Source organism: Micromonospora sp. NPDC049274, from assembly GCF_040678875.1.
GTDB lineage: Bacteria > Actinomycetota > Actinomycetes > Mycobacteriales > Micromonosporaceae > Micromonospora.
In genome coordinates, this window is record NZ_JBFAQS010000015.1 from 18,257 (window position 1) to 44,453 (window position 26,197).

The window sequence follows — 26,197 nt, forward strand, 5'->3', positions numbered from 1 at the left end:
CTCTCAGCTCACTCCGGCACCCCCGGGGCGTCGCGGACGTACCGCGCGCCCCGGGGGTGCCGCCCCTTGTCGGCCGTCGATCACCTCGGATGTCTTGCACGCCCCGGTGTCGACACCCGTGCCCGAGGCGCGATCCCGACGGGGCCCGACGTCAGCCGTCAGTTCAGGTGTTGACGGAGGATGGCCGAAGCCGTGCCGGTCAACGAGCTGCCGGAGGTGGTCGCGTCGACCAGCCGCCGGTAGGCCGGCCCGACGGCCACGTTCTCCCGGTCCATCAGCACACCGAGCGCCCGTTGGACGAGGTCGCGGCAGCGCAGCGCCTCCGCGAGCCCCGCGAGAAGCTGCTCGCTGCCCGCGTCCAGCCGAGTGGTCGACGCGGAGTCGCCGGCGTAGCAGGATTCGACCCGCTGGATCAGCTGTCGCATGGCACTGACGTCGCGGGCGTAGAGGTTCAGCCCGGCGACCGGTGCGCCGCTGCCGGCGAAGAGCGGGATCGACAGCGACGCCCGCACCCCGTACCGCCAGGCCACGTCCCGGAAGCCGGGCCAGACCACCACGCCGGCCAGGTCGGGCACGCCGACAGTCGTTGCCGAACGCAGTGCCGTGAGGCAGGGCCCGGCGTCCTCCGCGTACTGGGCGAGGTCGATCTCCTCGGCGGCGTCGGCGCTGGACGCCTCGGTGCGCGGACCCTCCGCTGCCGACACGGTCACCGAGGCGAAGTCGACAGGGCCCACCACCGCGGCGCTCAGCGCGACGATCGTGCGCAGGTGCGCCGGCAGCGCCGGAGATTCGTCGGGCAGGCCGGCGAGGGCGAGCAACGCCCGTCGCAGTGCCTCGGGCGACTGCTCAGGCGTCGGCGACAACACATCGTCTCCCTGGTCGGTGGAACCCACGATCACACCCGAGCACTCTGCGCCGCCCTGGCGACGAGGGCCTCGGCCACGTCACGCACCTTGCGGTTGGTGTCCTGGGAGATCTTCGACAGCAGCGCGAACGCCTCGTCCGGCGTGCACCGCCGCTCCCCCATGATGATCCCCTTGGCCTGCTCGATCACCGCGCGGCTACGCATCGCCTCCTGCATCTGCTCCGCCAGGGTGGCGGCGCTGTCGTACAGGTGGGCGTTGGCGAGCGCCACCGCCGCGTACGCGGCGAATTGTTCCGCGACCGCGACCGCCGGGGGATCGAAGGCGTTCGCCGGGCCGCCGTAGACGTTGAGGGCCCCCACCACCGACTCCTGGATGGGCAGCCCGATCGACAACGAGCTGCCCACGCCCGCGGCGCGCGCCCGCTGCGCCCACTGCGGCCAGCGCTGCTCGACCGTCATGTCCGGCAGGGAGAGGGTGTCGCCGCTGGCGGAGGCGTCCAGGCACGGACCCCGTTGCTGCTCGTACTGCCACTCGTCCAGCTCGCGGGCCAGGTCGCCGGTGAACGCGGCGGTCCAACCGAGCTGAGCCCGGACGAGGGTGACCGAGACCTCCCTGGCGCCGGGCACGCTCCGGCTGGCCAGCGTGGCCACTCGGAGCAGCATGTCGTCGAGGCTGACCTCGTCGAGTCGGATCCGGCTCAACTCGGCCAAGGCGTGGGTGGGGTCCGCTGTCGGCTCGCTCATCGCCGACGTCCGTGTCGGCCGGCGCCTGCCGGCAGGTGAGAGTCGCGCACAGCTGGTCACCCCGTCGGATCGTGGCAGCATCTCGTTGCATGGCCGCCGTCGACGTCCCCCTACCCCGTAGGGCGGCGACTCACACCGCTGAGGCCGACTCACACCGCTGAGGCCGGCTCGGGCGTCGAGGCAGGCGCGGATCGCAGCGGTGAGCCGATTGGCGCGCTCGACGCCCGCCCCACGCAGGTCCGGGCCGGGGCGACTTCGCCCCGGCCCGGACCTGTCGGCACTGCCGCGAGGGCCTGTGCCGCACGTGTGAGAACTGACCTCTAGCGCTGGGTCCAGCGCTGGTTGGTGGCCCCCGTGCAGGACCAGAGGAGCACCGTGGTGCCGTTGGCGGTCCCGTTGTTGTTGACATCGAGGCAGAGGCCGGACTGCGCCCCGCTGATCGTGCCGTTCGAGTTGAGGGTCCACCGCTGGTTGGCCCCGCCGTTGCAGTCCCAGATCTGGACCTTGCTGCCCGCCGTGGCGTTGGTGGGCGCGTCCAGGCACTTGCCGAGCGACTGGAGGTTCTGCCCGTTGGCCGTCCAGCGCTGGTTGGCGGCCCCGTTGCAGTCCCAGATCACCGGCTGGGTGCCGTTGGTGGTGTTGCTCGCCGGGATGTCCAGGCAGCGGTTCGAGGCCACACTGGCGAGCGCGAAGGACGTGCTCGGCGGCGGGGTGGTGGTGGGCGGCGGGGTGGTGTTGCCGCCACCGCTGACCCGGTACACCACCGTGCCGTGTCCCGGAACGCTGGCGGAGATGGCGCCGGTGCTGGTGGTGGTGGCGTTGCTCCAGGCCTCCACAAGGGTGAAGGAGCTGCCGGACTTGCCGACGGCGGCGGCCGTGGTCGAGATCGTCGTCGTGGAGCCGCCCTGGTTGAACAGGGCGACGGCGACGTCACCGTTGGCCAGCCTCTTGGCGAGCACGCGGCGGGTGCCGTCGAACGAGACCTGGCTGCCCTGCAACCCGAGGGTGTCCTGGTTGATGGCGATCAGGTTGGCGTTCTTGAGGATGGTCTGCGTCGCGGAGTTCATGTTGCGCACGTCGTTGCCGGCGATCAGCGGCGAGGCCATGATTGCCCACATCGCGAAGTGGCTGCGCATCTCGGTGTCGGTCATTCCGCCCCGGCCCACCTCCATCATGTCCGGGTCGGCGAAGGCGCCCGGACGCGCGTACGGCGCCAGGGGGACGGTGACGTTGATGATGTTCTGGATGCCCATCGGGTAGCCGTTGGTCTGCCCGGTGTCCCACGCGTTGGTGATGTCCTCGGTGGTCCGCCACATGTTCGACACGTCACCCCAGTCGCGCTGCGGGCCGGTCTTGGCGTGGATGCTGTTGGGGTTGATGCTGTAGACGATCTGCCGGCCGCTCGCGGCCAGTGCGTCACGCATCTTGGCGAACGTGGTGACCTGCTCGCTGATGCTGCCGCTCGGCGAGCACCAGTCGTACTTGAGGAAGTCGACGCCCCAAGCGGCGAACTGCCGGGCGTCCTGCGCCTCGTGGCCCCGGCTGCCGGTCGCGCCGGGGTAGCTGTTGAAGTACTGGGCGCAGGTCTTGTCGACGGGCACCTGGTAGAGGCCGAACTTCAGCCCGCGGGCGTGCAGATAGTCGCCGAGCGCCTTCATCCCGCTGGGGAAGCGGGTCGGGTCGCCCTGGAGGTTGCCGGAGCTGTCGCGGTTCGGGTTGAACCAGCAGTCGTCGACCACGACGTACTGGTAGCCGAGGTCGCGCATGCCGTTGCTGACCATCGCGTCGGCCGTCTGCCGGATCAGCCCCTCGTTGATGTTGCACCCGAAGGAGTTCCAACTGTTCCAGCCCATCGGGGGCGTCCGTGCGACGCCGTTCTCCAGTGCCTGTGCCCCCGGGGCGCGCAGGCCCACGAGGGCGGCAGCCACGAGCAGTCCGGCCGCCGCTGCCCGCCCCCAGTGCCGGGCTCGGACGTTTCGCTTCATACGGGAGCATCCCTTCGTGATGCCGTCCACCAGGGACAGCGGCCCGGATGAGGCGGGCGCCATGATGTCTACGAGCCCACTGTTAGCGTTAACAGCCGACGCCGGTCATATTACGGAGCCGTTACGTTGAATTCAACTACTTCCATGTCTTGCCGCACGGCTCCCCGACGCCACAGGGGCGGCACCCGGTCGCGTGACCGGACACCGCCCCTGCCCGCGAACTGTCAACCGGCCACCGCGCGTCGACGCTCAGACATCGACGCGACGGTGTCGCGGTCGGCGAGCGGAATCGCTCAGAACTGCGCGAAGAACCGCCACACCTCACCCTTGGCCCAGGTCGTGATGCCGCTCTCGGCGTACGTGCCGTCCACCGGCCCCGGCAGGTGGCCGTTGTCGAACGCCGCCCACTGCACCGGATATCCGGCCCGGCAGCCGGAGTAGGCGGTGGTGACGTGGGTGCGGCTGCCCGAGGCCGGCTCGCGCGGGCTCCGCGCGGTGCGGCCGTTGTTGCGCACGAACGTGTCCCGCAACGACCGCCCCGAGGAGATGTTGAGCACCGAGTCGGTGATGCCGTGCAGACCGAAGTACGCGCTGGGCCAGGTGCCGCCGCCGCACCCGCTGAGCTGGGGTACACCCGCGGGGACGTGGGTGACCTGTGCGGGTTAGCGTTAACACAGCCGCTGGTCGATGACCGGCGGCAATGGGTGGGCCCTGCCGGTCGGCGGCCCGCCGCCGGGACGCCCCGGCCGGGGTGCGGCCGGCCGGGGCGAACCAGATGTCAGCTGCGCAACTGCCACTGCTGGTTGGTGCCGCCGCTGCAGGCCCAGAGGATGAGCTTGGTGCCGTTCGCCGTCGCGGCGCCGTTGGCGTCCAGGCAGAGGCCCGACTGCACACCGGTGATCGTGCCGTTGGAGTTGACGTTCCACTGCTGGTTGGTGCCGCCGTTGCAGTCCCAGATCACGACCTTCGTGCCGTTGACGGTGCCCTGGCCGGAAGCGTCCAGACACTTGGTGCCGTAGACCATCAGCTGCCGGCTCGCGGTCTGGGTCCACCGCTGGTTGGCGGCGCCACTGATGCAGTCCCAGAGCTGGGCCTGCGTGCCGTTGGTGGTGCTGGAGTTGCCGATCTCGGCGCAGCGACCCGACTGGACGCCGACGAGCTGCGCGCCCTGCGGGTTGGGGTTGCCGCCGCTCTGCACGCCGGCGGAGTTGATGACCGTCTGCGCGCCGGACGGCCAGTTGCCGTTCGAGACCGTGGTGTTGCTGTTGACCACGTTGCCGCGGTCGCCGTTCGTCACGTTCGTGCCGCTGCTGGTCGACCAGTTGTTGGTGACCGTGAAGTTGCCCATGTTCTCCGCGTAGAAGTAGTTGGCGGTGGCCCAGGTGCCGACGGAGGAGAACACGTTGTTGCGGGCGGTGTAGTAGCGCGAGCCCTCGTCGAAGTAGAGCCCGAACCAGCCGTTGGTCCGCAGGCAGTAGTTCTCGGAGATCAACCCGCCCGGGTTCGCCGACAGCGTGTAGATGCACCCGCCGTCGGTCATCTGCTGCATGACGTCGTGCACGTAGTTGCCGATGACCTGGTTGTTGGCCGCGGTGGTCGCCGTCGAGTAGCGGGGCTGGTAGTTGTACAGGCCCCGGTTCGCGTAGTGCTGGCTACCGCCGGCGTCGTTGGCGCCCCAGCCGTAGCCGACCGACATGCCGGTGTACGGCATGTTGTAGACCTCGTTGTGCGAAACCAGCGAGGTGTTCACGTAGGTGGTCAGGATCGAGACGACGCCCCGGTACTCCAGACCGAGATCGTGCACCTTGTTGTTGCTGATCGTGACATTGCGGTTGACCATCCGCTGGTCGCTGGGGTGGTGGGCGTCGGCGCGCACGCCGCCGACCACGACGCCGCCGGCCGAGTTGCGGGCGATCTCGGAGCGGGTGACGGTGATGTTGTTGACACCGAGACCGACGCCGCTGGCGTGGGCGTTGGCGTCGTTGCCGATACCGATGGCCGTCTGCCCCAGGTTGACGAACTGGGAGTCACTGAAGGCGATGGTGTTGGCGGCGGAGACCTGCACGGCGGCCGGCATCTGCGCCCAGCTCGGGCGGGTGGCCTCGAACAGCGGGCAGCCCTCCTGGCAGGAGGTCAACGCATCCGACGGACGGGCCCAGGTGCCGACGATGTGCGCGCCGGTCTGCTGGTCGGCGAAACCGTTGCTGCCGCTCGGGCCGAGCCAGCTGGTGCCGGTGAAGGTGATGCCGCTGAACGAGATGTGGTGCGCCGGCGCGTCGTAGGTGCCGCCGACGTTGACCAGGGACTGCAGCTGCGGCAGCTCCACGCTCACGGAGCTCATGTTCTGCCCGGAGAGGGGGATGTAGTTGAGCTGACCGCTGCCCGGGTTGAGGTACCACTCTCCCGGGGAGTCGAGGAACTCGTACGCGTTGGCCAGGTAGAACGGTCCGGCCCGGTGCGGGCGGGACAGGGTGTCGAAGCCGAACGTGTTGTTGTTCCAGGCCGGCTGCTGCATGGTCAGGAAGTTGCCGCTGATGCTCTGCACCGGCGAGTACCGGTCGGTGAACGAGCCGACGCTCTCCACCTCGACCCGGTTCTGGTTGCCGACGTTGTTGAGGTAGCTCAGCGCGCTGTTGCTGAACCGCATGCCCGACGTGGTGAAGGTGAAGTCGGACCGGTTCACGGCCGTGCGCGCCCGGGTGGCGATGGCGCCGTTGACGTAGAGCTGACGGCTGTCGAGCCCGGCCGGGACGCTGGCCCGCCAGATGTTCTTGCCGGAGTCGACGAGGGACCAGCCGGTGACCGCCCGGGCGCCGCTGATCGTCGGGCGGGCCGAGGCCGCGGCCCGCCAGATCACCTGGTAACCGTTGTTGCCGGAGTCGGCTGCGGTCAGCCGGAACGGCGCCGCGAGCCGATACACGCCGTCGGCCAGCTCCACCACGATGTCGCCGGACATCGTGCTGTTGAGCGACCGCACGGCGGTCTGCGCGCCGGTCAACGAGCACGGCTGGGCCGACGTGCAGGTGGTGCCGGTGCCGGTGGGGGACGCGTAGAGGGTGGTGGTCGCCGCGAGGGCCGGGGACGCCGAGGCGGTCACGGCGACCAGAGCGGTCACCGCCGCCGCGGCGCCGCCGGCCAAAAGCCTGCGGGCTGCGGGAAGGAAGCGAACGGACACGGGACGGTCTCCTGACACTGTGGGGGTGGTGGGGGACGCCTCAACGAGGCGGGCTTGGTGGGGCGGCGTTAGCGCTAACACCACTGTCGAGCCGGCTCATGCGACGACCTTCCGCAGATGGTGCAGGCCGTCGAGGGCGAGGCGGTCCTGCGTGGGCGCCAGGGGACGCCAGATCGACGCAGCGGTGGCGATGGTCTCGTTGTCGGCCGTGAACGACTCGATGCAGACCGCACCCTGGTAACCAGTGCCCCGCAGGGCGGTGAAGAAGCGGGGCCAGTCGAAGTGATCCGTGCCCGGGGCACCACGGTCGGTGCCGCTGACCTGGACGTGCTTGATGTGCGGGCCGGCCAGCGCGAGGGCGGCGTAGGGATCGGCCTCCTCGATGTTCATGTGATATGTGTCGATCATGATGCCGACGTTCGCCGGAAGACCGTCGATCAGATCGATGGTCTGCTCGATGGTGTTGACCACGCTCGTCTCGTAGCGGTTCAACGCCTCGACACCGATGCTCACGCCGCACTCCCCGGCCCGCTCGGCCACCGGCGTCAGGGCCCGCCGAAAGTCGGCGTAGCACGCCGCGCGCGCCGCCGGCGACATCCGCCAGGTGCGGCCGACCGCGGCGTACACCGGACCGCCGACACACGGCGCGCCCACGGCCGCCGCGCTCGCCACACACCCCATGAGGTACGCGACTGTCGACTCGACAACTGCCGGCGGGGCGTCCACCAGATCCCGGCCGGGCGGGGTGACCGCGCAGACGCCGGCCGCGACGAGACCGTGCGCGGCCAGCAGGTCCCGGGTGCGTGCCGGGTCCCAGTCGCCGGGCTGCTCGATCGGCAGTTCGACCGCGTCGAAGCCGAACGAGGCGATCCGCGGGATCAGCTCGGCGAGGGCCTCGTCGTCGACCGGCGAGGCCCACACCCAGGGGTTGACGCCGATGGCGTACACCGCGAACCCTACTTCCAGCGCTGCGGGTAGCCGGGCAGGTCGGTGCAGCCGCACATCGCGTAGTGCAGCGGCGGCATGCTCGCGTCGAGGTACTGGTCCAGGTTGTCCTGGGTGATCGTCGGCTGCGGCAGCTTCCACGGGTTGGACACCTGGGCACCGTCGAGAATGCTCAGCGCGGCGATGATCGGGGTCCGCCACTGGTACGTCGGGTACGTCGGCGCGATGGCGGTGAGCTTCTTGTCCTTCCACAGCTTCAGGAAGTCGAGCTGGTCCTCGCCGTTCATCGGCGGGACGGGCTTGCCGGCGTCCTGGAACGCCTCGACCGCCGCGACGGCTACCGCTCCGGCGTCCATCCAGACCCCGTCGATCGTGCCGTACCGCTGGATGTAGTCGTTCACGATCTTCTTGGTCTTGGCGGGGTCGCCGTCGGTGAACTCGACCCCGACGACGTCGACCTTCGCCTTGTCCAGGGCGATCTTCGCAGCCGACCAGCGGGTCTCCAGCACGTCGACGCCGGGCAGGATGCGCAGGGCCAGCAGCTTGCCGCCGGGCTTCATCTTCTGGCTGACGAACTCAGCGCCCACATGGCCGAAGCCGTAGCCGCCGACCGGGTTGATGAACGTAACCGGGCAGGTGGTGTTGACCCCCCGGTCGAAGACGACCACCGGAAGACCCGCCTGGCAGGCGGCCTCGACCGCCGGGGTGAGCGTGGCGGTGGTGTTCGGCGAGACGATGAGGGCGTCGCACTTCTTGCCGAGCAGGTCGTTGATGTCGGCGATCTGCTTCTGGTCCTTGCCCTCGGCGTCGACGTGCACGAACTCGCTGATCCGGCTCTTCTGCGCCTCGACCTCGGCCTGCATCGTCTTGAACCCGACCTGCCGCCAGGGGTTGTTCAGCGCCGCGTTGGAGAAGCAGATCTTGTGCTTGCCGGACTTCTTGAACTTCGCGGTGTCCACCATCTTCGGGTTGAGCACCTGCTCCCACGGCTTGTCGGCCGGGCCCGTCGGGGCGGCGTCGAGCAGCGCCAGCTCGTTGTCGTAATCGGCCTGCACGAAGAACTTGGACTGCTCCCCGGTGCCCGATCCGGCCTGCGCGGAGGCGCTGCCGGAGGGGGACGCGGTCGGCTCGTCGGTGGCGCATCCCGCAAGCACCAGGACACTCACCGCGGCCAGGGCGGTCATGGATCGTCTCATCGAATCACCTTTATCGGGAGGAGGAGGAACGCAGGGACGAGACCGCCACGGCGAGCAGGATGATCACGCCCTGGACGGTGGATCTGAGGGCGCCGGAGACGCCTGTGAAGTTCATCAGCGCGAAGAGCGTCTCGAGGGACAGCGCGCCGAGCATCGCCCCGACGACCGAGCCGCGACCACCACCGAGGGCGACCCCACCGAGCACGACCGCGGTGATCGCCCCGAACTCCAGGCCGACACCGGCCTGGAACGACACGCCGCTGTACCCGCCCAGGAGGATCGCCGCGACCGCCGCCGCGAGACCGCTGAGCATGAAGGCGATCGTCTTGGTGCGCGCGACCCGTACACCGCTCAGCTCGGCGGTGCGCGGATTGTCGCCGACGGCGACAAGCGTGCGGCCGAAGTCGGAGCGCGTCAGCACGACGGCGATCGCGGCGACGACCACCAGAACGAGCAGCGCGTACGGAATCCGACCCAGCAGCGGCACGTCCTCGATGGCCCGCCGACCGAAGCGGCGGAACTCCTCGGAGAGCCCACCCTTCGGAGCGCCGTCGGACCACAGGTACACCGCGCCGACGAGGATCAGGAACATGCCGAGAGTGGTGATGAAGGACGGCACCCGCAGCAGCGTGGTGACCAGGCCGTTGACCAACCCGACGAGCGCACCACCGGCGAGCAGCAGCACGACCACCGGCCAGGTGCGTGACGGGTCGCCGTCGATGAGCCGCGCGGCGACGACCACCTGCGCCGTGACCAGGGAACCCACGGAGAGGTCGAACTCCCCGCAGACGATCACGAAGTACTGACCGGCGGCGAGCAGGATGATCGGTGCGGAGCGCCCGAGGAACGACATCAGCGACGGTGGCGCGAGGAAGTCGGGCTGGACGAACGCGACGAGGATCAGCAGAACCGCCAGGAGCGCCACGATCGGCGCGATCCCGTCGGTGCGGATCCGCAGCGGCAGCGGACGACGTTCGGCGACCCGCATGTCAGGACCCCGCCTTTCGCATGGCCCGTCGGGCGTAGACGGCGACGGCGGCGATGATGATCACGCCGCGGATCACCTGCTTGAAGAACGCGTCCACCTCGAGCTGGTTGAAGACCGCGTCGATGCTGGCGAGCAGCAGCACGCCGCCGACCGTGCCGAGGACTCCCCCGCGTCCGCCGGCGAGAGCGGTGCCGCCGAGGACCACCGCGGCGATGGACTCCAGGTCGTAGAGCCCCTCGGTGCCCACCCGCGGGGCGCCGGAGCCGAGTCGGCTGGCCAGGTAGACACCGGCCAGGCCGGCGCAGAGGGAACACAGCATGTGCGCCGTGATGAGGACCCGGTCGTTACGGACGCCGGAGAGCCTGGCGACCTCCGGATCACCGCCGACGGCGACCAGATGGTGGCCGAAGCGGGTACGCGACAAGGCAAACCAGGCCGCCGCGGTCACCGCGAGCAGCAGCAGGAAGGACACTGGGACCGGGCCGATCCGCTGGTAGCCGAGAATCCGCACGAGAACCGGAGCGCTCTCACCGGCCGGGCCGTCGTAGCCGTTGTCGAGGTAGCCCTTGAGCAGCAGCCCGACCCCGAGGGTCGCGATGAACGCGTTGATCCGCAGCTTGGTGACGAGAAGCCCGTTGAGCAGCCCGACGGCCGCGCTGACCGCGAGCGCCAGCCCGATCGCCGGGAGCACCGCGCCGTCGCTGCCGTTCATCGCCTCGGCCGCCACGAGGGTGCTCAGGCTGATCACGAACGCCACCGACAGGTCGAGCGAACCGCCGAGGATGACCAGGGTCTGCCCGACGGCCACGAGCCCGAGGCCTGCGGCGACGTGCAGCAGGCTCACCGTCGTCGACTGGTTGAAGAGCTGGCCGCCGTCGAGCAGAACGACCAGCCAGCCGATGACGAGAGTGAGGGCCAGGGCCACGAACACACCCGGTACGGCGCGTCTGGCCGGCCGAAGCGACAGGGCGGTCATGCTGAACCCTCTTTCGTTCGCGACTGCGGGGCTCGCAAAACCGGCTCACTCCTCGCGCTCACCGAACCCTCTTTCGTTCGCGACTGCGGGGCTCGCAAAACCGGCTCACTCCTCGCGCTCACGCGGCGGCCTCCCGGACGGCGCCGACGGCGAGGGCGACGACGTCCTCCTCGGTCGCGCCGGCGGGCAGCTCGCCCGCGATCCGGCCGTCGCGCAGAACGACGATCCGATCGCTCATGCCGAGCAGCTCCGGCAACTCCGACGAGATCATCAGGACGGCCGCGCCATCGCTGGCGAGGCGGCGGACCAGATCGTGGATGGCCGACTTCGCGCCCACGTCGATGCCGCGGGTCGGCTCGTCGAAGAGCAGGATCCGTGGTGTCAGCGCGAGCCACCGGGCCAGGACGACCTTCTGCTGGTTGCCGCCGGAGAGGAAGCGGATCTCCTGGTCGTCGCCGGCGGCGCGGACCTCCACGGCGTCGAGCAGTTCACGCACCCGTGCGGTGCGGGCGGCACGACCGGACCGCGCCGCGAACACCGCCCGGCTGGCGAGCAGCGCGTTGTCCAACACCGACTGCCGAGCCACGATGCCCTCACCCTTGCGGTCCTCGGTGACGTACGCGATGCCGGCCCGCATCGCGGCGCGCGGCGAGCGCAGCCGCACCGGTTCGCCGTCGACCTCGACGTCGCCGGTCGTGAACGGGGCCACCCCGAAGAGCGCACGGGCCAGCGCCGATCGGCCGGAACCCTGCAGGCCGCCGACGCCGAGCACCTCACCGGCGCGCAACTCGAGATCCACCGCGCGCAGCTTCCGGTTGCCCCCACCCCGGACGGTGAGGCGCACCGGCCCACGGTCGTCGGGGCCCGCCCGCTCGGGGTAGTAGCTGGAGAGCTCGCGGCCGACCATGTGCCGCACCAGCTCGTCCGAGTTGGTCTGCGCGGTGTCCACGGTGGTCACCCGGCGCCCATCCTTGAGGACCGTGATCCTGCTGGACAGGTCGAAGACCTCGGTGAGCCGGTGCGAGACGTAGAGCAGGCCGATGCCGCGTTCCTGCAGCCGGCGCACCAGCCCGTAGAGCAGCTCGACCTCCTGGTCCGCAAGCGCGGCGGTCGGCTCGTCCATGATGAGCAGCCGCGCGTCCAGGGCGAGCGCCTTGGCGATCTCGACGACCTGTTGCTGGGCGACACCGAGCCGCCCCACCCGGGAGTCGGCCGGCAGCGCGGTCTCCCCGATCGAGGCCAGCAGGCGCCGGGTGCGCTCCAGCATCTCGCGGCGGTCGACCAGCCCGCGCCGGACCGGCTCGTGGCCCAGGTAGACGTTCTCCGCGACGGTGCGCTCGGGCAGCAGGTTGAACTCCTGGTGGATGATGCCGACGCCGGCTCGCTGCGCGTCGCGGGGGCCGTGGAACGCGCGGGGTTGACCGGCGAACTCGACGGTGCCCTCGTCCGGGGTGTACGCACCCGAAACGATCTTCATGAGGGTCGACTTCCCGGCGCCGTTCTCACCGACGACGGCGTGCACCTCGCCCGGCGCCACATCGAGGTCGACATCGCCGAGGACGCGTACGCCCAGAAAGGACTTGCCGATGCCCCGCAGGGCCAGCAGCGGTGCCGGTTGTGGATCTGCCATCCCGATAGCCCTTACACATAGTAGTCATCGACAAGATCCGTACACCGGCCGGTAGGCCGTCGAACGCGCTGAGCGACGCACTTTCGCAGGTCCCTGCGGAACTTGCGTTTTTATGGTGCAAACATTTCCTTGACATCGAGGAAACATCACACGTATGAAGATAGATGTTTGGATCCGGCTCCGCAATCCTCGATCTGCGGTGACTGCCAGGCCCGGCACTCGATCGGCTCGGGTGGCGGCTTGGCCGAGTGGAGCCGGTCACCCCTACTGGGGGGTAACATCAGGCGTTCCACCGTTACATTGACACCGATCGATGGATAGCCCATCCTGACCTCGCAGACCATGGACGAACACACAGCCCACGTCACGCTGCGTGACGTCCTGCGGGGCTGACTGCCGTTTCGGCGGACGGCATGACGACCGCGACCAGCACACCCGTGGCCCCCGCGCGTCCAGGCACAACCTGGCGCGTGTCGGACCCGTGCTCGCAAACGGAGTTGCCCGCCCAGACCTAGGAGACGGCATGCGTCGCCCCACCATGATCGTAGGAATCATCGTCGGCCTGTTAGTGGCCCTCGGCCTGGCCCCACCGGCGTCCGCCGCCCCGGCCTTCCGTGCCCTGCTGTTCACCAAGACCGTCGGCTACCGGCACGACTCGATCCCGGCCGGAATCTCGATGGTGCAGCAGCAGGCGGCCGCGAACAACTTCGAGGTGGTGGCGACCGAGGACGCGAGCGTCTTCACGCCCGCCAACCTCGCCACCTTCGACGTCATCATCATGCTCCAGACCTCCGGCATGGTCTGGACCTCGGCCGCCCAACGCCAGGCCGTGGAGGGTTACCTCGCCAGCGGCAAGGGCATCGTCGGCATCCACAACGCCCTGGACATGGGCATCGAGGGCGAGTACCCCTGGTGGGACCAGACCCTCAACGGCGGTGCCCACATGCCCGAGCACTCCCCCGGCGTGCTGCCCGGCACCGCCATCGTCGCCGACAAGCAGCACCCGTCGACGACCGGTCTGCCGGATCGCTGGAACCGCAGCGAGGAGTGGTACAACTTCGACTCCAACCCGCGCGGCAACGTGCACGTCCTGGTGACCGCCGACGAGCGCACGTACAACCCAGGCTCGCGGGCGATGGGCCCGGACCACCCGATCTCGTGGTGCCGTAACGCCGGCGGGGGCCGGGTGTGGGCCACCGCGATGGGCCACGCGAGCGAGTCGTACAGCGAGACGAACTTCCGCAACCACGTCCTCGGTGGCATCAAGTGGGCCGCCGGCAACCAGCCCGGCGACTGTGGCGGGACCGTCTGGAGCAACTTCGAGAAGCGCACCCTGGACGACAACACCGCCGACCCGATGGCGCTGGCCGTGCTGCCCGACGGCCGCGTGCTCTACGTCCAGCGCGGCGGCCAGGTCAAGATCTTCAAGCCGAGCACGAACAGCACCGTCACCGCCGCCACGCTGAGCGTCTACACCGGCGGTGAGGACGGCCTCACCGGCGTCGCGATAGACCCGGCGTTCGCCAGCAACGGATACGTGTACGTCTACCACTCGCCGGCGAGCAGCACTACCGACGTCAACCGGGTCTCCCGCTACACGCTCACCGGGGACACCCTGAACCTGTCCACCGAGGCCCGGATCATCGACATCCCGGCGTACCGCGACCGGACCTTCGCCGAGCCCGGCCACACCGGCGGCTACATCGAGTTCGGCCCGGACGGCAACCTCTACATCGGCACCGGCGACGACACCCCGCCCAACCTCGACCCCAACTGGCAGGGCTACGCCCCGCTGGACTGGCGGTCGGGCAAGGCCAACCTGGACGCCGCCCGATCGGCCGGCAACACCAACGACCTGCGCGGCAAGCTGCTGCGCATCACGCCGTCGGCCACCGGTGGTTACACCATCCCGACGGGCAACCTCTACCCCCAGGGGACCGCGCAGACCCGACCCGAGGTCTACGCCATGGGCTTCCGCAACCCGTTCCGCTTCTCGATCGACGCGGCCACCGGCTGGGTCTACCTGGCCGACTACGGCCCCGACCGCAACCCGCCGACCACCAACCGGGGTCCCGAGGGGCTCGTCGAGCTCAACGTGATCAAGGCGGCCGGCAACTACGGCTGGCCGTTCTGCCACGGCAACAACCAACCGTACGCGCCGTTCAACCCGGACACCGGCGTCGTCGGGGCGAAGTTCAACTGCAACGCCCCGGTCAACAACTCGCCCAACAACACCGGTCTGGTCAACCTCAAGCCGATCGTCTCGCCCAACATCTGGTACGGCTACCCCGCGTCGACGACCTTCCCGGAGCTGGGCTCCGGCGGATCGGCGCCGATGGGTGGGCCGGTCTACCGCTACAACGCGGCGAACCCGTCGGCGACGAAGTTTCCGGCCTACTACGACGGCGTGCACTTCTTCTACGAGTGGTCGCGCAACTACATCAAGGAGACGCACTTCGACTCCTCGACGGCGGTCACCCGGACCAACTCGTTCATGCCCGGCGGCAACTTCAACAAGCCGATGGACATGGAGTTCGGCCCGGACGGCTCGCTCTACCTGCTGGAGTGGGGCTCCAACTTCGGCGGCGGCAACAACGACTCCGGGCTCTACCGCATCGACTACATCCAGGGTGGACGCTCACCGATCGCGAAGGCCGTCGGCACGCCCACCAGCGGCAGCTCCCCGCTGACCGTCCAGTTCAGCAGCGCCGGCACGGCGGACCCGGACGCCGGCAACACCCTCAGCTACCAGTGGACCTTCGGTGACGGCGGCACGTCCACGGCAGCCAACCCGGCACACACTTACACCACCAACGGCAACTACACGGCGCAGCTGAAGGTCACCGACAACACCGGCAGGACCGGCTTCGCCAACGTGCAGATCACCGTCGGCAACACCGCCCCGGTCGTCACCATCAACGTGCCGCCCAACGGCGGCATGCTGAACTTCGGCGACAAGGTCTCGTACACGGTCAGTGTCTCCGACCCCGGCGGCGCGGCCATCGACTGCTCGAAGGTGCTCGTCAACCCGGCTCTCGGCCACGACGACCACGCGCACGAGACCACCGAGTACCCGGGCTGCTCGGGCACCATCTCCACCGACCTGCTCGGCGGACACCCCGAAGGCGCGAACCTGTACTACGTGCTCAACGCCCGCTACACCGACGACGGTGGCTCGGGTGGGGCGGCGCCGCTGACCGGCTACGCGACGGCGATCCTGCAGCCCAAGCACAAGCAGGCCGAGTACTTCAGCAGCCAGTCCGGCATCCGGGTCGTCGACCAGACCGCCGCCGAGAGCGGCAAGCGCGTCGGCGACATCTCCAACAACGACTGGGTGGCGTTCAACCCGATGAGCCTGTCGGGCATCAGCAACGTCAGCTACCGACTGTCGTCGCCGAGCGGTGGAGGTTCCATCGAGCTGCGGGCCGACTCGCCGACCGGCACCCTGCTGGCCACCACGACGGTGCCCAGCACCGGTGGCTGGGACAACTACCAGTCCACGTCCCCGGTGTCCGTGGCGGCCCTGTCCGGGACGCACACGCTCTACATGGTGTTCAAGGGCTCCACGACGAACTGGTTCGACCTCGACTCGTTCACCTTCGGTGGCAACGGCGTGGGGGTCCCCAGCAGCGGCGGCGGGATCGCCGGCCGGACCTGGACCGTCGCGGCGCAGCACAGCGGCAAGCTGATGGACGTCAGCGGCAACTCCACCGCCGACGGCGCCCAGGTCGTGCAGTGGGCGGCCACCGGCGGTAACAACCAGAAGTGGCAGGCGGTGGACGCCGGCAACGGCGCCGTCTACCTCAAGGCGGTGCACAGCGGCAAGTGCCTCGACGTCGTCGGCGGCTCCACCGCGCAGGGCGCCTTCCTGCAACACAGCACCTGCACCAACTCCAACCAGCAGAAGTTCACCGTGACGGCGACCGGCACCACGGGGGTCTACACGGTCAAGAGCGCGCTCAGCGGGCTCTGCGTGGATGTCAACGGCGCCTCGACCGCCGACGGGGCCCGACTGTTGCAGTGGGGCTGCCACAGCGCCACCAACCAGCAGTGGCGGTTCACCGCGGTCTAGCGATGAGGCCGTAGCTCCGAAAAGGGCGCCGGCCACCCGATCGAAGACGATCGGGTGGCCGGCGCACCGCGTTCAGCTGTGTGTCGTCATCCGCCGAGCAGCCCGGCGTCGCGCAGCGCCGCCCAGAGCTGGTCCGGCACCTCCACGTCCGACCGGCGCAGGGTCTCGGTCACCTGGGCGGCGTCGCGCAGGCCGACCACCGTCGAGACCACTGTCGGATGCCGACGGACGAACGCCAGCGCCGCCTGCGGCAGCGTGACGCCGTACGCCGCACAGATCGCGGCGATCCGCCGGGCCCGCTCGATCAGCTCCGGTGGCGCCTGCTCATAGTTGTAGACCGCGTCGGCCGGCGGCTGGTCACGCGCCAGCAGGCCCGAGTTGTAGACCCCGGCGATCACCACGCCGACGCCACGGGCCTGCGCGGCGGGCAACAGGTCGTCGAGCGCGCCCTGTTCGAGAAGGGTGTACCGGCCGGCGCACATGACCACGTCGACGTCGGTCTCCTCGACGAACCGGGCCAGCATCGCCGACTGGTTCATGCCGGCCCCGATCGCGCCGATGACGCCCTGGTCGCGGAGCTCCACCAGCGCGGGTACCGCCTCGGTCGCCGCCTGCTCCCAGTGCTCGTCCGGGTCGTGCAGGTACACCACGTCCACCCGGTCCAGGCCGGTACGTTCCAGGCTGGCGTCCAACGACCGACGTACACCGTCGCGGCTGAAGTCCCAGACCCGCCGGTGGTCGGCCGGCACGTCGAAGCCCTCCGAGTCACGCTCCCCCGCGGTCTCCGGCGAGGGTACGAGCAGCCGCCCGACCTTCGTCGACACCACGTACTCGTCGCGGGGCCGGGACCGCAGCGCGGCGCCCAACCGCCGTTCGGACAGGCCGAGGCCGTAGTGCGGCGCGGTGTCGAAGTACCGCATGCCGGCGTCCCAGGCGGTGTCGACGGCGGCGGCGAACTCGTCATCCGACGTCGCCCGGTACAGGCTGCCGCCCTGCGCGGCGCCGAAGCCCAGCGCGGTGAGGCGGACCTCCGGCCGGCGGGGCAGCGCCCGGCCCATCATGATGCCTCCAGCCGGTACGCACGGTGGACGGTTCCCCGCCAGATCGCCGCCTGCTCCGCGTCGCCGAGTGACTCCACCAGGTCGGCGAGCACCCTGACCCACCGGGTGTAGGAGCTGGCGAGCAGGCACACCGGCCAGTCCGAGCCGAACATGAGCCGGTCCGGACCGAAGACGGCGAGCGCGTGGTCGACGGCAGGCCGCAGGTCGTCGGCCGTCCAGGACGACCCGTCCACCTCGGTCACCAGACCGGAGAGCTTCGCGGTGACGTTCGGCTCGGCGGCGAGCGCCCGCAGATGGGCCGGCCAGTCGCCGAGGCCCCCCGTGCCGAGCGCCGGTTTGCCGAGGTGGTCGAGGACGAACGACACCTCGGGCAGGTCGCGGACGAGCCGGGTGGCCGCCGGCAGTTGGTGGTCGCGGACCAGCAGGTCGTAGGCGAGACCAGCCGCGCCGACGGCCGCGATGCCCCGCCGGACGTCGCGACGGTCGAGGTACGCCGGGTCGGGTTCGGACTGGACGAGGTGCCGGATGCTGACCAACCGCTCCCCGCCACGCACCGCGCGGAGCCGGTCGAGGCGCTCGTCGATGTCGTCGGCGGTGAGGTTCACCCAACCGACGACCCCGCTGATGAGCGGGTCGTCGGCCGCGATGCCCAGCAGGTGCTCCGTCTCCGCCACGGAGGCGATGGACTGCACGACGACGGTCTCGGTGACGCCGGCGGCCCGTGCCGCCGGGGCGAGATCCGCCGGGGTGAAGTCGTTGTCGATCGCCGCCATCGTGTCCGGGTCGATCCAGGGTTGCGGGTGCCGCGCACGGACCCAGAGGTGGTGGTGCGCGTCGACGATGCCGTGGCGCCCGGCCGGCGAGGTCTGCGTCATCGGCCCAACCAGCCGCCGTCGACGGGTAGGACGGTGCCGTGCACGTAGTCCGAGGCCGCGGCGGCAAGGAACACGGTGGCGCCGGCCAGGTCGTCGGCGCGTCCCCACCGGCCGGCCGGGATCCGGCCCAGGATCGCGTCGTTGCGCGTCGGGTCGTCACGCAGCGCCTGCGTGTTGTCGGTGGCGATGTACCCGGGCGCGATCGCGTTGACGTTCACCCCTCGGCCCGCCCACTCGTTGGACAGGGCCTTGGTCAGCCCGGCGAGGCCGGACTTCGCCGCGGTGTAGCTCGCGACGTTGATGCCGCCCTGGAAGCTCAGCAGCGAAGCGGTGAAGATGATCTTGCCGCGACCGCGGTCGACCATCTTCCGGCCGATCTCCCGGCTCAACACGAACTGGCTGGACAGGTTCACCTCCAACACCCGGTCCCACATCTCGTCCGGGTGCTCGGCGGCCGGCGCCCGGGCGATCGTGCCACCGTTGTTCACGAGGATGTCCACCGGCGCCACCGCCTCGGCCTCCTCGGCCAGCCGGTACACCGCGGCCCGGTCGCCCAGGTCCGTCCGGAAACCGGTGAACCGGCGACCGGCCGCCTCGACTCGCCGCTGCACCTCACTGCCCTCGGCCTCCAACTGCGCCGACACCCCGATGATGTCCGCGCCGGCCAGCGCCAGGGCCTCGGCCATCCCCAGGCCGATCCCCCGCCGGGCGCCGGTCACCAGCGCGGTACGTCCCGTCAGGTCGAACAGGGCGCTCATCGGCCCTCCTCCCGCCAGTCGAGCAGCACCTTCATGACGCCGCCGCCACCTTCCAGAGCCGTGAACGCGTCGGTGACGCCCTCCACGGGAAGCACTCGGGAGATCAGCTCCTGGGTCGGAATGACACCCGCCGCGACCAGCCGGATCGCCTCCACCACGTCCTCGCGCTGGTACAGCCGCGCGCCCAGCAACTCCAACTCCCGCCAGAAGAACCGGTGCAGGTTCACCGGACGCGGCTGCGGGTGGATCGCCACCATGACCAGCCGACCCCGAGTGGTCAGCACGTCCACGGCCGTGCCGACCCCGGCGGCGGAACCGGACACCTCGAACGCGACGTCCGCGCCCGCGCCCCCGGTCCGCTCGTCGACGAGCGCCACCACGTCGGTGGGCCCCGGGTCCACGGCCTCGATCCCGATCCCCGACGCGACTCCGCGCCGGAAGCCGTCCGGCTCGACGAGCAGGACCTCCGCCCCCCGTGCTCGGGCGACGGCGGCGATGAGGACGCCCACCGGGCCGCCGCCGACGACGACCACGTGCTCTCCGGAGGCCACCTTCGCTCGGCCGACGTCGTGCACCGCGACCGCGACCGGCTCGACCAGCGCCGCGTGGTCCAACGGCAGGTCGTCGGGGAGCGGTAGCACCAACTCGGCCGGCACGGTCCACGACGACTGCATCGCGCCGGGCGAGTCGATGCCGAGGAAGTTCATGGCGTGGCAGATGTGCGAGTTCCCACGGCGGCACGCCGCGCACCGCCCACAGGCGCGGGTCGGCATCACGGTGACGGGCTGCCCGACGGTCAGACCGCTGACGCCGTCGCCCAGCGCGGCGACCCGGCCGGACATCTCGTGCCCGATCACCGCCGACGCGCCCACCCGGGCGTCCATGTCGCCGTGGAAGATGTGCAGGTCCGTACCGCAGATCCCGGTGTAGGCCACCGCGATCCGCACCTGGCCGGGGCCCGGCGGTTCTGGGGCACGGTCCTCGATCCCGAGATCACGCGCACCCCGGTAGACAACTGCCTTCACTGCTGCTCCGCTCAACGTCGTTGGGTACCTGTGCTGGAACGCGGTGGTGGGTACGCCGCCGTGACGACGCACCCACCACCGAAGATCGCTAGCTCACCTGAATGTCGCTGAAGTGGTGCCGCCACCCGGCCGGTGTGGCGAGCGGACCGGCGGGGGCGCCGGCCACGAGCACGGCCGCGACCGCCACCGGGAGAGTCCGTCTGGAGGGTTCGAGCGAGAATGACACTCGGTTTCCTTTCGGAAGAGGTGCGGTGGTGCGAGGTTCAGTGCCTCAGGGGCGCCACGTCGTTCTGCGCGCCGACGGCATCGGCGAGCAGGGCCTCGACCCGTACCGGTGGGACGGTGGGCGTCTGGTCGGCCACCGCCAGCAGGCGTTTGCCCGCCCGCTCCGGTCGGACGTTCGGGCTGTGGGCGGCCGGGCTGCCGGCTCGGTGTCCTGCGGCCGCGATCGCCACCTCGTCGATCCGGATGCCCAGACCGGGTGTGTCGCCGAGGATGAACGCGCCGTCCTCGATGTGCAGGTCGAGGCCGATGCCGGCCGGCGGCCGCAGATCCTGTAGCTCGCTGACCAGGTGGTTCGGCACCGAGGTGGCGGCGTGCAGCAGCCCGACCGGAATGTTGCCGATGGGGCTGACCGGCAGGTCGTGGGCGTGTGCCAGGGCCGCCACCCGCAGGAAGTGGGTGACACCCCAGACGGCTGCCATCTGGACGATGTCGACAGCGCCCGCCCCGATCAGCGGGCGGTACTGCTCCAGGCCGGTGAGGTTCTCGCCGGTGGCGACCGACGCTCGAACGCCCCGGCCGACGGCGGCCAGACCCTCGGCGTCCCAGCGGCGGACCGGCTCCTCGATCCAGATCAGATCGAGGGTACGTTCCAGCTCGGCCACGTGCCGGACGGCCTGCTTGCGTGACCACGCCTCGTTGACGTCGAGCATCAGACCGGGACGCCGGCCGTGACCCGCCTCGGTGAGCACCTCCCGCACCAGGCCGAGCCGGTGCCGGTCCCGCTCGATGTCGAGGCCGCCCTTGAGCTTCGCGGCACGCAGGCCGTACCCGGCGTAGATCTCGTACTCCGCGACGAGCTCGTCGTCGGTCAGACCGATGTCGAGGCCGGACGCGTAGGCGGGGACACGCCGGTCCCGCCCGCCGAGCAGCCGCCAGAGCGGCTCGCCGGCCAGCTGCGCCTTGATGTCCCACAGGGCCGTGTCCAGTGCGCCGATCGTCCCGAACACCGGACCGCCGTGACCGGCCTTGAAGGTGTGCCGGAGCATCCGGTCGTACAGGGTGGTCACCGCGCGGGGATCTTCTCCCTCGATGGCCGGGAAGATCTTCTCGATCTCCACGTGCGGGCCCAGGCCGACGCCGCTGATCCCGCCGTCGGTCTCGACGATGGTGATCGGCACCGTCGTGACGCCGTCGGGGAACACGCCGTTGGCGTCGCCGACGGGCCGGCCCCACTCCTGGACCGTGGTGAGGGTTCGATACCCGGTGATACGCATGTCAGCCTTTCGTGGAACCAGCGGCGACGCCGTCGGCGATCTGGCGCTGAAGGAACAGGTAGACCGCCAGGACGGGGATCGCGGCGATGAGCACCCCGGAGGCGAACGTGGGAATGTCCTCGGAGTACTGCCCCCGTAGCGAGGTCACCCCGACCATCAGGGTGCGGTGGTCGGCCGACGGCATCAGCAGCAGCGAGATCAGCACGTCGTTCCAGCAGAACAGCGTGTTGAGGATGCCGACCGAGAGCAGCGCCGGAGCACCCAGCGGCAGCATGATCCGCCGGTAGACGCCGTACACGGTGTTGCCGTCGATCCGGGCCGCGTCGACGATCTCGGCCGGGATGGTCTTGTAGTAGCTGGTCATCAAAAAGACCGTGAAGGGCAGGAACTGCGCGACGTACGCGAGGATCAGACCCGGGTACGTGTCGACGAGGCCGCTGTCCGCCATGACCCGGGCCAGCGGCACCATGATGACCTGGAAGGGGATGAAGAGCGCCGCGAGGCAGCCGATGAACAGCGCGTTCGAGCCCCGGAAGCGCAGTTGACTCAGCGCGAAGCCGGCCATCGACCCGAACAGCAGCAGCAGGAACACCGAGCACGCCACCACGACGATCGAGTTGGTCGCGTAGCGGCCCATGCCGACGCTTGTCCACGCGGTGGTGATGTTCTCGAAGCGCAGCGAGTCCGCCAGTGAGAACCGGTCGAGAATGTACTCGCGGCGGGTCTTCATGGCGACGTTCGCGGTGAACAGCAGCGGGTAGATCGTCGCGAGCGCGAGGAGCCCCATCGGGATCACGAGCAGCCATCTGCCCAGTCGGACGCGGGACATCAGTCTTCCCTCCCCGCTCGGCGGAGCAGCTTGAGTTGCAACAGCCCGACGACGAGCATGATGACGAAGAGGACGGTGGACGCGGCCGACGCGAGCGCAGGCCGGTTCATCTGCCCCTGCTGGATCCAGATGTAGTACTCCGGCAGGTACGTCGAGCCCTCCGGGCCGCCACTGGTCATGACGTAGAGCAGGCCGAACATGGACGTCAGCATCCCGATCATCGTGGTCACGAAGACGAACTGGATGGTGCGGGTGAGGCTGGGGATGATCACGTGCCAGATGACCTGGGACAGGGATGCCCCATCCACCCGAGCGGCGTCCAGCAGCGCGGAGTCCAGGGTCGCGAAGCCCGCGAGGAACACGACCAGGGCCATACCGAAGGTCGCCCACACGTGCACGCCGACGACAGCGAACATGGCCACGTCCGGGTCACCGAGCCAGTCCACGGGGCCGATGCCGACCGCGCCGAGAATGCTGTTGACCGGGCCGTCGAACGAGAGCAGCAGGTTGAAGATCGCGCCGACGATGACCGGGGACAGCACGGCCGGGAAGAAGTAGACGCTGCGGTAGAACCGGTGGCCGGGGACGCGCAGGTAGATGAAGGTGGCGAGCAGACCCGGGATGGCCACCGCCACCGGCAGGAGCAGCACCAGCAGCCCCACGTTGCGCAGTGCGCCCTGGAACAGCGGGTCCTGCAACAGGTCGACGTAGTTGTCGAAGCCGACCACCGCCCCGTCGCGGTCGCCGTCGCCGGTGAAGGAGAAGTTGACGCCGAGCAGCAGCGGGTACAGCCGCAGCAGCACGAGGATCAGGACGGCCGGAGCGACCAGCACGAAGGGCGCGAGCATCTCGGCGCGACGGCCGCCGGCGACGCGCCGGGGAACGGCACGGCGGCCTGACGGCTGTGGTACGGGCGGGACCCCGCCGGCCCGCCCGGCCGAAGCCGAGCGGACCGACGGGAGCGAGTTACCGATCGACACGATCAGCCCGCCGTGTCCGCGGCGGCCATCTGCTTCACGACCTCGTCGACGCTGATCGAACCGCTGAGCAGCTGCTGGGAGAGCCTGCCCATCAGGTCGAGCGCCTTCGAGGAGAGCGCCACGTGCGGCGCCGGCTTGCCGGTCTTGAGCGCGCCGACGATCGTGGTGACTGCCGGCCCGGACTGCGACACGTCGATGGTCGTGTCGGCGGTGATCGCGCCGGCGTTGGCGTAGAACGCCTTCAGGGCGTCGGTGGAGGTCAGCGAGCGCACCAGGTCGGCGGCCACCTTCGGGTCCTTGGTCCACTTGGCGACCGCGTAACCGATACCGCCGTCGTACGGCAGGCTCGGGGTGGCGCCACTGGTCACCGTCGGGGCCATCATGACGCCGAGCTTCTCCGGCGTGATGAACTCGTTGAAGTCCTTCCAGTGCCCGATGTCGGACATCAGACCGATGATGTGGGCGGCCTTACCAGACTGGAAGACGGCGAAGGCGTCGTTGAACATCGCGGTGGAGTTGGCCCCGTCGTTGTTCAGCTTGGCGGTGCCGGTCTCCTTCCACAGCTCGAAGATCTTCTTCACGTTCGGCGACTTCCAGTCGCGCTTGCCGGCGATCCAGTTGTCGTACTCCTGCGGGGTGAGGACGCCCGACGCCATGGCCGACAGGAAGAACTGGATGCCGATGCCCTCCTTGTTGCCCTGGGCGAAGCACTTGGCGCCTGTCTTCTGGGTGATGGTGGCGCAGTTGGCGACGAACTCCTCCCACGTCGTGGCCGGCTTCGCCGGGTCGAGGCCGGCCCGCTCGTAGAGCGCCTTGTTGTAGTAGATCGGGTGGCCCTGCAGGGTCACCGGAGCGGCGTAGGTCTTGCCGCCCTTGGCGAACGCCTCCCAGCCGGCCAGCCGCTGCCGGTCCTCGCCCACGTACTCGTCGAGCGGCTGGAGCGAGTCAACCCGGTCGCGGATCTGGCCGCCGCCGTTGAACAGGATGACGTCGGGACCCTTGCCCGACTGGATGGCCGCACCCAGCAACGTGTAGTACTGATCGAACGGCTGGGCCACAAATTCGACCTCGACGTCCTTATGCTTCTTGGCGAAGTCCGCCTTGGCCTTCTCCACGTACTGCGCGGAGCTGGCCTCGCCGGACTTCCAGTCCCACACGACCAGCTTCTTGGCCGAGCCTCCGGACGACGAACCCGAACCTGTCGCGCTACCACAGCCAGCCAGGGCCAGCCCTGCAACGAGGACCGCGGCCCACACTGCTCGTTGCTTCATCGTTGCTCACCTTCATATGGGGAGTGGCCGAGAACCGGCCGTCGATGCAAGATTGACGAGAACGTAACTCGTATGACGTCTGACGTCAACGGTTGCCCTTACACTGGGGCGGACTCGTGGGCCCGCTCCCGCGGCTACGCGGAGGTGAACGTGACGACATCGAACCAGTCGACCGTCAACGGCACGACGGCACCGGCCTGGGCCCGTCGCCCGACCAACCTGGCTCAGGCGATCACGGCCGAGCTGGTGACCCGGATCGTGCAGGGAGTGCACCCCTCGGGCACACCGCTACCCCCCGAGCCGGTGCTCTGCGAGACCTTCTCGGTGAGCCGGACGGTCATCCGCGAAGCGGTGAAGATCCTGCAGGAGAAGGGGCTCGTCCAGGTCCGCCAGGGCAGCGGCACAATGGTCACCTCGCCCTCGGCGTGGGACATGCTCGACGAGCTCGTCCTCGCGGCCACCATCGCCGTGGACGACACCCTGGCGATCCTCGACGATCTGGTGGTCACCCGGCGGGTGCTGGAGTCCGACATGGCGAACGTGGCCGCCCGACTCGCCGACCAGGAGACCATCGACCGGCTGCGCGCTCTGGTAAACCGGATGGACGAGCTGGTGGACGACCACGTCACCTACCACGAGCACGACCGCGCCTTCCACGACACGGTGATGCAGGCGTCCGGAAACCGCATCGCCCGGGGCGTCGTCCGGTCCCTGGAGAGCCAGGTCGTCAACACCGCGCGCTACATGGGCAAGACCGAACGAGCCCTGTGCGTGGCATCGAACCAGGGGCACCGGCGCATCTTCGAGCGCATCGCCGCCCACGACCCCGACGGCGCGGCCCAGGCGATGTTCACGCACATCACCGAGGCGTGGCTCGTCCGGCGCAGCGGGCCGGGCAGCCCGACGCGGCTGCAGCGCTGACAATCCGGCGCCGAGGCGCTCACGACCTGGCCACGTGCCGCGCGCAACCCGGAGCCAACCGGCCCGCGACGACGACGTGGAAATCCAGATCCGTCCATCGCTTGAGAATGTTAGCGATAACAGACTACCCTCAGGCCGCAGAGGCGAAGGGCACGCTTCACCACTCCACTCGATCCGCCGAGGTCGATGGAGTCGCGCACGACCAACGCCCGCTGGTGGGTGTCCGGGCCTCCCTCAGGGACGTTGACCACCGCCGCTGACGACGGCGGGCCGCCGCGCGTGGGAGCCATGGTGGACGACCGGTCCCGCCTGCCGTTCTCGCCGCACGGCCACCATCGAGGCCCGAAGCGACACGCGGCGCCCCACCGGCGAGACCGACGGACCGTGCCCTCCCGTCGTGAC

19 protein-coding genes and 1 pseudogene are annotated in these 26,197 nt (G+C 69.8%); 2 read left to right on the plus strand and 18 right to left on the minus strand.

What is annotated here, in order from left to right; genetic code table 11:
• Positions 1-158: 158 nt before the first annotated feature.
• The 10 genes and pseudogenes from AB0K10_RS24765 to AB0K10_RS24810 all read right to left on the minus strand — a co-directional run bounded on the left by AB0K10_RS24765 (position 159) and on the right by AB0K10_RS24810 (position 12,504).
• Positions 159-893, minus strand: a complete 735-nt coding sequence (locus tag AB0K10_RS24765; protein WP_363687157.1) for a GAF and ANTAR domain-containing protein — start codon at positions 891-893, stop codon at positions 159-161.
• Between the two features lie 2 nt (positions 894-895).
• Positions 896-1,609 carry a GAF and ANTAR domain-containing protein gene (locus AB0K10_RS24770; RefSeq protein WP_363687159.1) on the minus strand — a complete coding sequence of 238 codons (714 nt, stop codon included), beginning with the start codon at positions 1,607-1,609 and terminating at the stop codon, positions 896-898.
• A 320-nt stretch (positions 1,610-1,929) separates the two neighbouring features.
• Positions 1,930-3,594 (minus strand): ricin-type beta-trefoil lectin domain protein, encoded by a 1,665-nt coding sequence (locus AB0K10_RS24775; RefSeq protein ID WP_363687161.1) that lies wholly within the window; start codon positions 3,592-3,594, stop codon positions 1,930-1,932.
• Positions 3,595-3,887: 293 nt separating this feature from the next.
• Positions 3,888-4,220: pseudogene (locus AB0K10_RS24780) on the minus strand (glycosyl hydrolase); the annotation flags it as partial.
• Between the two features lie 152 nt (positions 4,221-4,372).
• Positions 4,373-6,769: an RICIN domain-containing protein gene (locus tag AB0K10_RS24785; RefSeq protein ID WP_363687163.1), complete on the minus strand. Its 2,397-nt coding sequence runs from the start codon at positions 6,767-6,769 to the stop codon at positions 4,373-4,375.
• Between the two features lie 96 nt (positions 6,770-6,865).
• Positions 6,866-7,717 carry a sugar phosphate isomerase/epimerase family protein gene (locus AB0K10_RS24790; protein WP_363687165.1) on the minus strand — a complete coding sequence of 284 codons (852 nt, stop codon included), beginning with the start codon at positions 7,715-7,717 and terminating at the stop codon, positions 6,866-6,868.
• 8 nt (positions 7,718-7,725) lie between these two features.
• Positions 7,726-8,910, minus strand: coding sequence for a substrate-binding domain-containing protein (locus tag AB0K10_RS24795; RefSeq protein ID WP_363687167.1), 1,185 nt, complete (start codon positions 8,908-8,910; stop codon positions 7,726-7,728).
• 10 nt (positions 8,911-8,920) lie between these two features.
• The gene (locus tag AB0K10_RS24800; RefSeq protein ID WP_363687169.1) at positions 8,921-9,898 is read right to left on the minus strand and encodes an ABC transporter permease; all 978 of its coding nucleotides are present in this window, start codon (positions 9,896-9,898) and stop codon (positions 8,921-8,923) included.
• Between the two features lies 1 nt (position 9,899).
• Positions 9,900-10,874 (minus strand): ABC transporter permease, encoded by a 975-nt coding sequence (locus AB0K10_RS24805; protein WP_363687170.1) that lies wholly within the window; start codon positions 10,872-10,874, stop codon positions 9,900-9,902.
• Between the two features lie 118 nt (positions 10,875-10,992).
• Entirely contained in the window at positions 10,993-12,504 is a 1,512-nt protein-coding gene (locus AB0K10_RS24810) for a sugar ABC transporter ATP-binding protein (RefSeq protein ID WP_363687172.1), read from the minus strand.
• A 523-nt stretch (positions 12,505-13,027) separates the two neighbouring features.
• On the opposite strand from AB0K10_RS24810, the gene AB0K10_RS24815 reads away from it, so the two are divergent.
• Positions 13,028-16,576, plus strand: coding sequence for a ThuA domain-containing protein (locus tag AB0K10_RS24815; RefSeq protein ID WP_363687174.1), 3,549 nt, complete (start codon positions 13,028-13,030; stop codon positions 16,574-16,576).
• 86 nt (positions 16,577-16,662) lie between these two features.
• On the opposite strand, the gene AB0K10_RS24820 is transcribed toward AB0K10_RS24815, so the two are convergent.
• The 8 genes from AB0K10_RS24820 to AB0K10_RS24855 all read right to left on the minus strand — a co-directional run bounded on the left by AB0K10_RS24820 (position 16,663) and on the right by AB0K10_RS24855 (position 24,874).
• On the minus strand, positions 16,663-17,637 hold the full coding sequence (locus AB0K10_RS24820) for an aldo/keto reductase (RefSeq protein WP_363687176.1): 975 nt from the start codon (positions 17,635-17,637) through the stop codon (positions 16,663-16,665).
• A complete protein-coding gene (locus tag AB0K10_RS24825) occupies positions 17,634-18,512 on the minus strand; it encodes an amidohydrolase family protein (protein WP_363687178.1) in 879 nt (292 codons plus the stop codon). The genes AB0K10_RS24820 and AB0K10_RS24825 overlap by 4 nt, the downstream gene beginning before the upstream one ends.
• The gene (locus AB0K10_RS24830; RefSeq protein WP_363687180.1) at positions 18,509-19,270 is read right to left on the minus strand and encodes an SDR family NAD(P)-dependent oxidoreductase; all 762 of its coding nucleotides are present in this window, start codon (positions 19,268-19,270) and stop codon (positions 18,509-18,511) included. The genes AB0K10_RS24825 and AB0K10_RS24830 overlap by 4 nt, the downstream gene beginning before the upstream one ends.
• The gene (locus AB0K10_RS24835; protein WP_363687182.1) at positions 19,267-20,295 is read right to left on the minus strand and encodes an alcohol dehydrogenase catalytic domain-containing protein; all 1,029 of its coding nucleotides are present in this window, start codon (positions 20,293-20,295) and stop codon (positions 19,267-19,269) included. Before AB0K10_RS24835 ends, AB0K10_RS24830 begins: the two co-directional genes overlap by 4 nt.
• 263 nt (positions 20,296-20,558) lie before the next feature.
• Positions 20,559-21,794 carry a mandelate racemase/muconate lactonizing enzyme family protein gene (locus AB0K10_RS24840; RefSeq protein WP_363687184.1) on the minus strand — a complete coding sequence of 412 codons (1,236 nt, stop codon included), beginning with the start codon at positions 21,792-21,794 and terminating at the stop codon, positions 20,559-20,561.
• A 1-nt stretch (position 21,795) separates the two neighbouring features.
• Entirely contained in the window at positions 21,796-22,623 is an 828-nt protein-coding gene (locus AB0K10_RS24845) for a carbohydrate ABC transporter permease (protein WP_363687186.1), read from the minus strand.
• Positions 22,623-23,471, minus strand: coding sequence for a sugar ABC transporter permease (locus AB0K10_RS24850; RefSeq protein WP_363687188.1), 849 nt, complete (start codon positions 23,469-23,471; stop codon positions 22,623-22,625). Before AB0K10_RS24850 ends, AB0K10_RS24845 begins: the two co-directional genes overlap by 1 nt.
• A gap of 134 nt (positions 23,472-23,605) precedes the next feature.
• Positions 23,606-24,874 carry an extracellular solute-binding protein gene (locus AB0K10_RS24855; RefSeq protein ID WP_363687190.1) on the minus strand — a complete coding sequence of 423 codons (1,269 nt, stop codon included), beginning with the start codon at positions 24,872-24,874 and terminating at the stop codon, positions 23,606-23,608.
• A 150-nt stretch (positions 24,875-25,024) separates the two neighbouring features.
• Here AB0K10_RS24855 and AB0K10_RS24860 point away from each other — a divergent pair, with 150 nt between their 5' ends.
• Positions 25,025-25,795, plus strand: coding sequence for a FadR/GntR family transcriptional regulator (locus AB0K10_RS24860; protein WP_363687192.1), 771 nt, complete (start codon positions 25,025-25,027; stop codon positions 25,793-25,795).
• The last annotated feature ends 402 nt before the right edge of the window (positions 25,796-26,197 follow it).

What these genes read in the sequence shown, in the direction of transcription:
- AB0K10_RS24840 (WP_363687184.1), bottom strand. Translation starts at nt 21,794, where the DNA reads ATGCGTATCACCGGGTATCGAACCCTCACCACGGTCCAGGAGTGGGGC.
- AB0K10_RS24855 (WP_363687190.1), bottom strand. Translation starts at nt 24,874, where the DNA reads ATGAAGCAACGAGCAGTGTGGGCCGCGGTCCTCGTTGCAGGGCTGGCC.
- AB0K10_RS24845 (WP_363687186.1), bottom strand. Translation starts at nt 22,623, where the DNA reads ATGTCCCGCGTCCGACTGGGCAGATGGCTGCTCGTGATCCCGATGGGG.
- AB0K10_RS24770 (WP_363687159.1), bottom strand. Translation starts at nt 1,609, where the DNA reads ATGAGCGAGCCGACAGCGGACCCCACCCACGCCTTGGCCGAGTTGAGC.
- AB0K10_RS24795 (WP_363687167.1), bottom strand. Translation starts at nt 8,910, where the DNA reads ATGAGACGATCCATGACCGCCCTGGCCGCGGTGAGTGTCCTGGTGCTT.
- AB0K10_RS24775 (WP_363687161.1), bottom strand. Translation starts at nt 3,594, where the DNA reads ATGAAGCGAAACGTCCGAGCCCGGCACTGGGGGCGGGCAGCGGCGGCC.
- AB0K10_RS24810 (WP_363687172.1), bottom strand. Translation starts at nt 12,504, where the DNA reads ATGGCAGATCCACAACCGGCACCGCTGCTGGCCCTGCGGGGCATCGGC.
- AB0K10_RS24830 (WP_363687180.1), bottom strand. Translation starts at nt 19,270, where the DNA reads ATGAGCGCCCTGTTCGACCTGACGGGACGTACCGCGCTGGTGACCGGC.
- AB0K10_RS24815 (WP_363687174.1), top strand. Translation starts at nt 13,028, where the DNA reads ATGCGTCGCCCCACCATGATCGTAGGAATCATCGTCGGCCTGTTAGTG.
- AB0K10_RS24820 (WP_363687176.1), bottom strand. Translation starts at nt 17,637, where the DNA reads ATGATGGGCCGGGCGCTGCCCCGCCGGCCGGAGGTCCGCCTCACCGCG.
- AB0K10_RS24805 (WP_363687170.1), bottom strand. Translation starts at nt 10,874, where the DNA reads ATGACCGCCCTGTCGCTTCGGCCGGCCAGACGCGCCGTACCGGGTGTG.
- AB0K10_RS24850 (WP_363687188.1), bottom strand. Translation starts at nt 23,471, where the DNA reads ATGCTCGCGCCCTTCGTGCTGGTCGCTCCGGCCGTCCTGATCCTCGTG.
- AB0K10_RS24825 (WP_363687178.1), bottom strand. Translation starts at nt 18,512, where the DNA reads ATGACGCAGACCTCGCCGGCCGGGCGCCACGGCATCGTCGACGCGCAC.
- AB0K10_RS24800 (WP_363687169.1), bottom strand. Translation starts at nt 9,898, where the DNA reads ATGCGGGTCGCCGAACGTCGTCCGCTGCCGCTGCGGATCCGCACCGAC.